Origin of the sequence: Nocardioides malaquae (assembly GCF_015070385.1) — a bacterium.
In the GTDB taxonomy this organism is placed as follows: domain Bacteria; phylum Actinomycetota; class Actinomycetes; order Propionibacteriales; family Nocardioidaceae; genus Nocardioides; species Nocardioides malaquae.
Map to the genome: position 1 here is coordinate 207764 of NZ_JADCSA010000006.1, position 9941 is coordinate 217704.

The 9941-nt window shown below is 70.7% G+C and carries 10 protein-coding genes; 8 read left to right on the forward strand and 2 right to left on the reverse strand.

The features are described 5' to 3' along the window. The first annotated feature begins 28 nt into the window (after window positions 1–28). The 6 genes from IEQ44_RS08345 to IEQ44_RS08370 all read left to right on the forward strand — a co-directional run bounded on the left by IEQ44_RS08345 (window position 29) and on the right by IEQ44_RS08370 (window position 6541). Window positions 29–2482 carry an ATP-grasp domain-containing protein gene (locus IEQ44_RS08345; protein ID WP_193637983.1) on the forward strand — a complete coding sequence of 818 codons (2454 nt, stop codon included), beginning with the start codon at window positions 29–31 and terminating at the stop codon, window positions 2480–2482. Further along, window positions 2475–3743: a condensation domain-containing protein gene (locus IEQ44_RS08350; protein WP_193637984.1), complete on the forward strand. Its 1269-nt coding sequence runs from the start codon at window positions 2475–2477 to the stop codon at window positions 3741–3743. Before IEQ44_RS08345 ends, IEQ44_RS08350 begins: the two co-directional genes overlap by 8 nt. Then, a complete protein-coding gene (locus IEQ44_RS08355; protein ID WP_193637985.1) occupies window positions 3740–5035 on the forward strand; it encodes an MFS transporter in 1296 nt (431 codons plus the stop codon). The genes IEQ44_RS08350 and IEQ44_RS08355 overlap by 4 nt, the downstream gene beginning before the upstream one ends. A gap of 181 nt (window positions 5036–5216) precedes the next feature. Next, window positions 5217–5375 (forward strand): pyridoxamine 5'-phosphate oxidase family protein, encoded by a 159-nt coding sequence (locus tag IEQ44_RS08360; RefSeq protein WP_193637986.1) that lies wholly within the window; start codon window positions 5217–5219, stop codon window positions 5373–5375. A 201-nt stretch (window positions 5376–5576) separates the two neighbouring features. Continuing rightward, window positions 5577–5873, forward strand: coding sequence for a hypothetical protein (locus IEQ44_RS08365; protein WP_193637987.1), 297 nt, complete (start codon window positions 5577–5579; stop codon window positions 5871–5873). Further along, the gene (locus IEQ44_RS08370; RefSeq protein ID WP_193637988.1) at window positions 5870–6541 is read left to right on the forward strand and encodes a hypothetical protein; all 672 of its coding nucleotides are present in this window, start codon (window positions 5870–5872) and stop codon (window positions 6539–6541) included. Before IEQ44_RS08365 ends, IEQ44_RS08370 begins: the two co-directional genes overlap by 4 nt. Before the next feature lie 51 nt (window positions 6542–6592). Here the strand turns inward: IEQ44_RS08370 and IEQ44_RS08375 are convergent, their stop codons facing one another. Beyond that, entirely contained in the window at window positions 6593–8164 is a 1572-nt protein-coding gene (locus tag IEQ44_RS08375; RefSeq protein ID WP_319804574.1) for a molybdopterin-dependent oxidoreductase, read from the reverse strand. Between the two features lie 67 nt (window positions 8165–8231). After that, the gene (locus IEQ44_RS08380; RefSeq protein ID WP_193637990.1) at window positions 8232–8645 is read right to left on the reverse strand and encodes a DUF3054 domain-containing protein; all 414 of its coding nucleotides are present in this window, start codon (window positions 8643–8645) and stop codon (window positions 8232–8234) included. A 116-nt stretch (window positions 8646–8761) separates the two neighbouring features. Here IEQ44_RS08380 and IEQ44_RS08385 point away from each other — a divergent pair, with 116 nt between their 5' ends. Both IEQ44_RS08385 and IEQ44_RS08390 read left to right on the forward strand, forming a co-directional pair. Beyond that, window positions 8762–9319, forward strand: a complete 558-nt coding sequence (locus IEQ44_RS08385; RefSeq protein ID WP_193637991.1) for a hypothetical protein — start codon at window positions 8762–8764, stop codon at window positions 9317–9319. A 41-nt stretch (window positions 9320–9360) separates the two neighbouring features. After that, on the forward strand, window positions 9361–9813 hold the full coding sequence (locus IEQ44_RS08390) for a pyridoxamine 5'-phosphate oxidase family protein (protein ID WP_193637992.1): 453 nt from the start codon (window positions 9361–9363) through the stop codon (window positions 9811–9813). Window positions 9814–9941: the final 128 nt, after the last annotated feature.

Sequence of the window (9941 nt, forward strand, 5' to 3'; positions counted from 1 at the left end):
TGACGGGCGAAACCCCTCCGGAGGAGACATGTCCCAAGCCGCTCGAGAGCACGTCGTCGTCATCAACAGGTACGGCAGGGCGCTGGCGCCCTATGAGTCCTACATCGATCACGACACCGTCGCCGTCAGTTACATCTCTGTCCCTGCTGCGGCGGCGGAGGTGCCGCCCACCGCTGCGTCCTCGGTGGTGGTGGAGACCAGTGGAGCGCTGGTCAACGACGCGGACGACCGAGCGGTCATCGTGGACGCGGCACGGCGCCTCGTGGAGCGTCACGGCCCTCTGTGTGCGGTGGTGGCCCTGCACGAGGGGGACCTCGACGTCGCCGCGGAGGTCAGGGAGGCCCTGGGGGTTCCGGGCGACAGGCCCGACGACCTCGCTCCCTTCCGCGACAAGTACGAGATGCACAGGTTGGCGACCGAGGCCGGTCTCCGCGCCCCGGCGACCTCACCGGCTCGGGACGCCGACGATGTGCTCGCCTTCGGGGCGCGCCATGGGTGGCCCGTGGTCCTCAAGCCCCGTGGAGGCACCGGCAGCACGGGCGTGAGAAGACTCTCCGGTCCGAGCGAGGTACACCGGATCGACCCGGACGAGGACCTCGTCGTCCAGTCGTTCGTCGACGCACCCATCGTCCACGTGGACGGGCTCTTCGACGGGCGTCAGCTGGTCGTGCCGCGCGTGTCTCGCTACCTCGGCACCTGCATGGCCTACGAGACCGGCCGATCACTTGGATCCTTCGAGCTGGAAGACCCGCGGACCGTCAAGGCCGCGGGGGATGTGGTCGAGCGGCTGCTCGGGGCTCTCACGCGCCGGCCGGTGGTGTTCCACGCCGAGCTCTTCGACCTGGGCGATGACGAGTTCTCGGTGGTCGAGGTCGCCTGTCGTGCGGGGGGTGCCGAGATTCCCATGCTGTGGCGGGAGGTCCACGGGATCGACCTCCTGGAGGTCGCGGTGGGCCTCCAGGTCGGACGTCCCCTCGAGGACCTCGTCGGCGACGGCACGACGGACGCGGACGCCGTGGGCGGGTGGCTGCTCGTGCCGCCGCAGGTGAACCGTCCGTGCATCGTCGAGGCCGTGGACACGGCGGGCGCGGAGCGGTCTGCGGCCTCTGCCTCCGTCCCGGCGCCCGGCACCATGATCCACGCCGGGGGTGGCTATGCCAACGCCGCCCGCTTCCGTTTCGCGGGCGCAACCTCGCAGGTGGTCGAGGAACAGGTCCGCGCCGCTGCGGAAAGGGTCAGGCTCACCTGTGTCCCCGTACCCGAGGACGTGCTCGTCCTGGTGGGGAGCGGCGGCGAGGCCTACCGTGAATACGCCATGGCCAGCGCGGCACGCAAGGCGCGGGTGAGCTTGGTCAACCGCTCGCCCGCCACTTGGCAGCGTGCCTACTGCGACGCGACGTACCACCGCACGAGCGCGGAGGGGATGGCCGAGATCGTGAGCTCCAAGGTGGCCGAACTGGCCGGGGGGCCGGCCGTCGGAGTGATGACCTGGGACGAGTCCGTCGTGGGCGAGGTGGCGCAGCTGGCAGACGAGATCGGGGTGCCGGGTGCGTCCGCCGAAGGCGTGGCCAACTGCCGGGACAAGTTCCGCACTCGCACCACCCTGGAGAGGGAGGAGGGCCTGGGAGTCAGGTTCCGTCTCGTCCACGACCTCGCGGGGGGCCGTGCGGCCGCCGACGATCTGGGGTTCCCCCTCGTGCTCAAGCCGAGGTCGCTCGCCGGCAGTGCCGGAGTGACACGCGTCGACTCCCTCGCGCAACTCGAGCAGGCGTACAACACCGTGGCGTCCTCCGGCTTCCCGGGGCTCATGAACGAGGCTGGGGTGCTGGTCGAGGAGTACCTGGACGGGACGGAGCTCAGTGTCGACTGCACGGTCGTCGACGGGATCGCCACCGCCGCCAACGTCGCCCACAAACGGGTCGGGTACGCCCCGTCCTTCGAGGAGGTCGGCCACGTCGTCCGCCCGTGGCGCCACGAGCCCTGGGCGGGTGACGTCCAGGAGCTGATGCTCAAGGTCCACGCACGCCTCGGCATCGTGGCAGGGGTGACGCACGCCGAGGTTCGCCTGACGTCGGCCGGGCCCCGGCTGGTCGAGCTGAACTGTCGTCTGGGCGGTGACTTCATCCCGCTGTTGGGGGAGCTCGCGACGGGCGTCGACCTGGTCGGTTGTGCCGTGGACATCGCCCTGGGTCGCTCACCGGAGCACATGCCGTTGCGCGACAGCGTCGCCCAGGTCGTGTTCCTCTACCCAGAGCGCGACTGCGTCGTCGCGGAGGTCGACATGACCGGGTGTGCCGAGGTCGACGGAATCCACTCCGCCATCCCCCTCGCTCGTCCGGGACAGAAGCTCGTCCTTCCGCCCCGTGCGGCCGTGGGCAGGTTCGGCGCACTGATCGCCGTGGGCGACTCGGTCGAGGAGACCGACCGCGCCCTCGCCGAGGCCACCACGCGAGCCGTCTTCCGGGCGGAGCCCGATGACTGACGTGGTTGCGGCGTCCGCCAGGTCGTCCTCGGGAGACAGCTGCGCGTTGTCGCTGGGCCAGGTCTCGGTGTGGCGCGACATCCGGGAGCTGCATGCCGAGGTCCAGGCACGCACCGTCCTGGCGGACTCGTTCTCCGTCGCGCCGCACACGGGCGAGCGGGACCTGCGCTGCGCCCTGGAGCAGCTGGCTGCGAGGCACGAGATCCTGCGGACACGGTTCGAGCGTGGGGATGCGGGTGCGCGTCCACGTCAACGCATCCTTGCTCTCGAGGAGGTCGAGCTCCCGCTCACCTGCGAGGAGGTGGGCGACGAGGCGAATCCTCTGGCCCGTCTGCGTCGACGGCCCCTGCCCCTGTGGACAGGGCTTCCGTGGTCCGCGGCGCTGGTCACCCGTGGAGGGGTGGCCGACCACGTCGTCGTCGTCGTCCACCACCTCGGGACCGACGCCCACGGGCTGACCGTCCTCGTCCAGGATCTCGCTCGCCTCCTGGCAGGAGAGGCGCTGGCCGACACGACCTCGCACGGGGCTCGGACGCTCGTCGAGCTCGAGACGAGGAGTGCCGGACTACGAAGCGCTGAGCGAGCCCTACGTCGATGGCGCTCAGCCCTGGCGGAAGGGTTTCCGCCCGCGCCGGACCACGACCGGGTGCTCGAGGCGACCCTGCGCTCGTGCGACCTCCGCGACACCGTGGTGCAGCGGTCCGAGGAGGAACGCGTGCCCGTCTCGGCCGTCCTGCTCCATGCCTTCGTCTCTGCGCTGGAGCGCACCGACGGTGACGGGGGGAGGCGAGTGCTGCGCACCATGGTCTCGAACCGCCTGGGGGAGGACCGCGCTCGAATCGTCACCTCCATGAACCAGTGGGCGCCGATCGTCCTCCCGGTCGAGGGGGCGTCCCTCGCGGAGGTGGCGCGCGAGTTGATGCTGGCGATGCGTGCCGGGGTATACGACGTCGAGGAGCTGGAGCGGGTCCTGGGTGCGGAAGGGCTGGATCCCCGTGACCTGGACTTCCTTCCGTCGTTCAACCTCGTGCAGCTGGCTGCAGCCCCGGTGGACAGTGGCGGCGCGAGACCCTGCGCCCCCTGCAGGGGCACCCACGTCCAGACGGAGCGGATGCCCCTGGCAACCGGTCCCCGCTTCTACTTCCGTGCCCTCTGGTCCGACCAGCTGCGCTTGGTGCTGAGGGTCCCCGAGGAGCCGGGTGCCGAGGCTGTCCTCCAGCAGACCCTGCTCCTGATCGAAAGGAGGCTGAGGTCCGCGTGAGTGATGCAGAGACCGATGAGGTCGTCCTGTCCGGAGAGTCCGTCCCCGAGGAGCGCCTCTCGCAGAACAAGGACTTCATGCGGTTGTGGGGTGGCAACTCGGTGTCGATGGTGGGCACCGTCATCTCACAGGTCACGATCCCGCTCGTCGCCGTGCTCAACCTCGGCGTCAGTCCAACCCAGCTCGGCCTGATCTCCGCTGCACAGCTGGCGCCGATCCTGGTGGTCGGCCCCATCCTCGGGCACCTGGTGGATTCCATCCCGAGACGACCGGTCCTGATCGGCACGAGCCTCGCGCGAGCGGTCCTCCTGGCCCTGCTGGCGGTGCTCGTCGTCACGGACGTGCTGGGGTTCTGGTCCCTCGTCATGTGTGCCCTGGCCCTCGGCACGCTGTCCTCCATGTTCGAGGTGGCCTGGTACGCCTACTTCCCAAGCGTGGTGCCTGCGCGCCACCTGGTGGCCGCGAACTCTCGCGTGCAGACTTCGTACTCGGTGGCTCAGGTGGCGGGCGCTGGTCTGGGCGGATGGCTCATGAAGGTGCTGAGTCCCGCAATCGCCCTGGGACTGGACAGCCTGACCTACCTGTACGCGGCCGTGTCCTTCGCGTCGGTCAGGACTCCGGAGAAGCGGGAGGAGCGGACCGACGCCCAGGACAGCTTCGTGCGGCGGTTCACTGCCGGGTTCCGCGTCCTGTGGCGCGAGCGCGTGCTCAGGGCCATGCTGCTGGAGGGAGCGTGGTTCAACTTCTGCGAACAGGCATTCGTCACCGTGTTCATGGTCTTCGCCGTGCGGGAGCTGGGCATGACGACTGACGTCATCGGCCTGTGCATCGGCCTAGGAAGCATCGGCGCCGTCGCCGGCTCGCTGGCGGCTGACTGGGTGGGACGGTGGATCGGCCAGGTCCGGGTGCTCGTCCTGGGACTGGGTGCCGCGTCCTTCGGCCCCCTCCTGACGCCGCTGGCCGAGGGGAACGGGTGGAGCACCTCGGTACTGGTCGTCTCGTCCTTCTGCTGCTACGGGTTCGGGCTGACGATCTACAACATCTACAGCATCACGGAGCGCCAGCGACGCGTCCACGCCTCGGCCATGGGGCGGGCGAGCGCCGCGTTCCGCACGATGGCCTTCGGCGCCATGCCCTTGGGTGCGATCTTTGGTGGTGCCCTCGCGACCGTGACGGGCGCCCGGACAGCGCTGGTGGTCATCGGTGCCCTGCTGATCGGGGCGTGGGTCGTGTTCAGCGTCGCCATCACCCGCCTCCTCGGCGGAGGCCAGGTCGACGGCGGGATGCCATGACGTACTTCCGTCCCGGCTGGGATGCCGTGCCCGACGCGCTCCGCGAGTTCTACGACGAGCACCTAGTGAGCACGTTGACGACGATCCTTCCTGACGGAGGGCCACACGTCGTGCCGGTGGGGTTGATGCTGGACGTCGAGCGTGGTGCGCCTGGATCGTCACGCGCGCTAAGTCACGGAAGGTGCGCAACATCGAGGCGGCCCACAGCACTCCCGGGGGAGCGCGCGTGGCCGTCTGCCAGTTGGCCGGCTCCAGGTGGTCGACCATCGAAGGCGTCGCGCAGGTGGTGACCGACGCCGACTCGGTCGCCCGTGCTGTCGGGCTCTACGCCGCCCGCTAGCGCTGCCTGGACGACGACGAGCAGGGGGTCGCCGTCCGCATCGAGGTCGACCGGATTCTGCACAGCCCGGCACTGACCGGACGGGTCCACCGGCCGGCTACTTCGGCGGTTGGGCCTCCCTCGGAGGGCTGAGAGCTGCAAGACGTCCTGTGCCCATCGCCTGGACGACGCGCTGCGGATGGCCGACGCGTTCGAGGGGTCGTGCCGGACCTTGTGCGGGCTGTCGTGCGGACGCTGTTGGCGAAGGCCGACCACGTCGCCAGCCCCGTGGGTCGACTTTGCGGTGGTGAGCTCACCTGGGCAGCGATGGCGTTGCTCCAGGCCCGCGGGTCGACCTGCTGGTCTCCCACGACCGGCGACTGCTCGACAACGTCAGCGTCGACCGGCGCTGGCACGTCGAGGCGGGGCAGGTCACCGTCACCTGACCCCCAAGAGGGCTACGTCTTCTTGGGGATCCTCGGTGAACTCTGCCCGCGCCGGTCCGTGGATGGTCCATGATCGCGGCAGCCGGACATCGAGGTCGCCGCGGGCTGCCGCGATCCGGCTCTGCCGGAGGTCAACGCCGTCCGGCTCTGCCGGAGGTCAACGTGCGCTGTCGAGGACGAGGGGTCAACCGCTCCCACCGTGCGGCCGCGGCGCTGGTCGCCGGTGCGCTGGTGGCCGGTGGGCTGGCGGCGTGCTCGCCCTCGGCCGACGAGTCGCAGCCCGGGGCGCCGGCCGCGCGCGCCCCGGCCAAGGCCCGGGCGGCCGCCGCCCCGAGGGCGGCCTCACCGCTGAAGCTGCCGGACTGGTGGTCCGGAGCCCTTCCCCTGCCCGATGACGCGTCGGTGATCGCGGTGCACCGCCGGACCTGCACCGTCACCTTCCTGGACTGGGGCACCGATGCCCAGCTCGCGGCCGCGGACCTCGAGCTCGAGGCGAAGTCGCGAGGTCTCCAGACGCGCCTCGTCTCCTCGGTCTCCGAGGTGGACCACCAGGTCGAGGAGGGCGCCGACCTCGGCTTCGCCGAGGAGGTCGCGTTGCCTCCGGTCGTGACCCAGGTCGTGGCACTGCGCATGAGTCGTGCTGCGACGGCGGAGGCGCCCGCGGTGGATGCCTCGCTCATCCTCACCAGTCGCGGTGACGGGGGCGTCACCGGCGAGTACGCCCTCGGCGAGGTCTGCTGAGGCCACAGGTCGGCCGGTCAGGCTCCACGATCCCTCCGCGGCCCGTACGCCTCAGGTGACGGTGACGGCGATCTCCTGGATGCCGCTGGAGCCACTGGGGAAGGGCGTGCGCCGCACTGCCTCCTGCACGGTGCCGTCCTTCGCGATCGCCCGGCAGGCCAGGTAGTGGGTGCCGGGCTCGGCCCGCCACGGCAGGTACCACTGCCGCCAGTGGTCGTCGTTGACGTCCGGGCCCATCACGGCCTCGCGCCACGCCTGGCCGTCGATGCGCACCTCGACGCGCTCGATGCCGACGCGCTGGGCCCAGGCGATGCCGCCGATGACCAGCTCTCCGGCCTCCTGCCGGGACAACGCCTTCGGGGTGTCGATGCGGCTGGCGACCCGGATCGGGGCGTCGGTCGCCCACTCCCGTTCGGTCCAGTAGGCCTGCTCGGCGTCGTAGGTGGTCAGCGTCATGCGGGTGATCCACTTGCAGGCCGAGACGAAGCCGTAGAGACCCGGCACCACCATGCGTGCCGGGAAGCCGTGCTGCAGCGGCAGCGCGGAGCCGTTCATGCCGAGGGCGATCATCGAGTCACGCCCGTCGAGGGCCACCGTGAGCGGGGTCGAGAGGGTCATCCCGTCGACGTCGGTGGAGAGGATCTGGTCGGCCCCGGTGTCCTCGATCCCGGCTCGCTCAAGCAGGTCGCGCAGCGGGACCCCGAGCCAGCGAGCACTTCCGACGTACTGCCCTCCGACCTCGTTGGAGACACAGGTGAGGGTGATGTCGCGCTCCGTCAGCGGCATCGCGGTCAGCTCGTCGAAGGTGAAGCTCACCTCGCGTGCGACGTCTCCGTCGATCGTCAACGACCAGGAGTCGACGTCGACGCGCGGCAGCATGAGGCGGGTGTCGATCCGGTAGAACTCTCCGCTCGGCGTCCGCAGGGGTGTCACCCCTGGGACGGTCTCCTCGAGGCCCGTCGGAAACGGTCCGGCCGGGTCGGCGGCCCTGGGGAGCACGACGTCGGCGATCTGCCGTGCGCGACGGAGCATCCACTCGCCGGTGGTGGCCAGGCCGGCCGCGACGGCGGTGAGGCCGGCGCTGGCCAGCAGCACCCCGCGTCGGCTCGGTCCCGCAGACTGGTCGGCAGCACTCCTTTCGATCGCACTGTCGTCGATAGGTCCCGGGTCGGTCGCCGGAGCTGTACGCGCCTCCCACCGCACGAGCCAGAGCAGCACGCCGGCGCCGCTCACCGCGGCCGCGACGCCGGGGACGAGGTCGAGGGCACCCGCTCCGGGTCGCGTCACGGCGGCCGTCGTGGCCAGTCCGGCCAGGACGACCAGTGCGCCGACCCCGAGAGCCGGCCGGCGCCGCGCCACGACGCCTGCCAGGGCAGCGAGGAGCAGGACGACCACCACGACACTGCCCAGCAGGACGGCCTTGTCGGCGGTCCCGAACTGACGGATGGCCCACTCCTTCAGCGGCGTCGGGGTCAGGTCGACGACGGTGGATCCGACTGCGTAGACGGGGGAGGCGTCGGGCACGGTGAGGGCAGCCAGCAGGTGCGCCAGGGCCATGCCGAAGCAGGTCGCGACAAGTCCGTGGAGTCCATGACGCGCGGTGGTTCTCGTGGGTGTCGGCACAGATGCTGTTCGTTGCCGACGCCTCGACGGATGGGTCGGCGTGCGCCGTCGTGCCGGCGAGCGAGCGTCAGGAACGGACGCGGACCCGCGCAAGGAGCAGGACGAGCAGGCGCCAGCCCACGAGTGTCGCCAGCGTGAAGGCGGTCGCCACCACCACGAAGGCGAGCGCAGTGCCGTCGCCCGTCGCGCGGCGCAGCACCATGCCACCCACCAGGGTCGTCACCCACACCACGGCTCCCGACGAGACGGTCGCCGGCACGCGTCGGGCCAGCCCCAGCGCCAGGTGGCCCGCCAGCAGGGACACGAGGAAAGGCCAAGCCACGTCGGCAACCGCCCCTGGCCCCAGCTCGCCGTCGTGGTGCGTACGCGCCCCCAGCAGCGCGAAGACGACGACCAGCAGGGCGTCGACCGCAAGAGCCGTCAGGACGCCGCTCGCGGCGCGGGTGGGGCTCGGGGAGTGAGTGGCCGGAGACGTGCTCATGGGGTCGATTCTGCCCACAAACCTTTGCCCGCCAGGTGTGGCGGGGGCGCTGCGGCAGTGCCAGACTGGAGGGGCGTCACAGGTCGCAGTGACGTCGTGACCGTCAGGAGGGTGACGTGAGCAGTCGTGACAGGTTCAGTGGTGGCATGACCCGACGTGGCGCCCGCGTGCTGGCCCCGGCCCTCCTCCTCGCGCTCGCTCTGGCGCTGGGTGGCTGCGGTGAGGTGGCGGAGAAGGCGAGCGAGGAGGCGATCGAGCGCGCCGTCGAGAGTGACGGTTCGGCCGACGTCGACGTCGACTCCGACGACGGCAGCGTCAAGGTCGAGACCGACGAGGGCACGACCTCCTACGGCGAGGACCTCGACCTGCCCGACGCCTTCCCCTCCGACGTACCCCTGCCCGAGAGCGACTTCTCGATCGTCTCCTCCAGCACCCAGGGAGAGGACCTCTTCGTGACGATGACGCTGGCCGACGTGGACTTCGACGCGGAGGTGACCCACCTGACCTCCGGCTTCGAGGAGTCGGGCTACACGGTGGGTGACCGGATGACCAGCAAGAGCAAGGGCCAGCAGTTCATCATGTTCACCGCCAAGAAGGGTGACGTCACGGTCTCCGTCAGCCTCACGGGGGGCGACGACGCCGCCGCGATGTACACGGTGACCACCACCCCCTGACCAGCCCCGCCACGTGAGGGTCCGGCCGTCACAATGGCGCCATGACCTTCTTCCGACCCGGCTGGGACTCCGTGCCCGGACCGATCCGTGAGTTCTACGACGACTACGTCCTCAACACGTTGACCACGTTGCGGCCCGACGGCCGCCCCCACGTCGTGCCCGTGGGCGTGACGCTCGACGTCGAGCAGGAGTGCGCCTGGGTCATCACGCGGGCCGGGTCGCGCAAGGTGCGCAACGTCGAGGCCGCGCAGGATTCTCCCGAGGGCGCCCGGGTGGCCGTCTGCCAGGTGGCGGGGCCCAAGTGGTCGACCATCGAGGGCACGGCGCGGGTGGTGAGTGACGCCGAGTCGGTGGCGCGGGCGGTCGAGCTCTACGGACGGCGCTACCGGCAGCCGTCGGAGAACCCCCACCGAGTGGCGATCCGCATCGAGGTCGACCGGATCCTCCACGGCCCGGCACTGGCCGAGGCCCCGGTCGGTTCGGCGGGGGACTGAACTGGGCGGCGAGGGGTTGCGTTCGAACTGGTGTTCGAATAGAGTCGCATCAGGTCGTCACTCAGGACACCGGCTCCCGCTCGCGTGGGGGATCCGGAGACGGTGGCGCCAGTTGCGAGGGTGACGTG

What these genes read in the sequence shown, in the direction of transcription:
- IEQ44_RS08350 (WP_193637984.1), top strand. Translation starts at nt 2,475, where the DNA reads ATGACTGACGTGGTTGCGGCGTCCGCCAGGTCGTCCTCGGGAGACAGC.
- IEQ44_RS08370 (WP_193637988.1), top strand. Translation starts at nt 5,870, where the DNA reads ATGATCGCGGCAGCCGGACATCGAGGTCGCCGCGGGCTGCCGCGATCC.
- IEQ44_RS08390 (WP_193637992.1), top strand. Translation starts at nt 9,361, where the DNA reads ATGACCTTCTTCCGACCCGGCTGGGACTCCGTGCCCGGACCGATCCGT.
- IEQ44_RS08345 (WP_193637983.1), top strand. Translation starts at nt 29, where the DNA reads ATGTCCCAAGCCGCTCGAGAGCACGTCGTCGTCATCAACAGGTACGGC.
- IEQ44_RS08380 (WP_193637990.1), bottom strand. Translation starts at nt 8,645, where the DNA reads ATGAGCACGTCTCCGGCCACTCACTCCCCGAGCCCCACCCGCGCCGCG.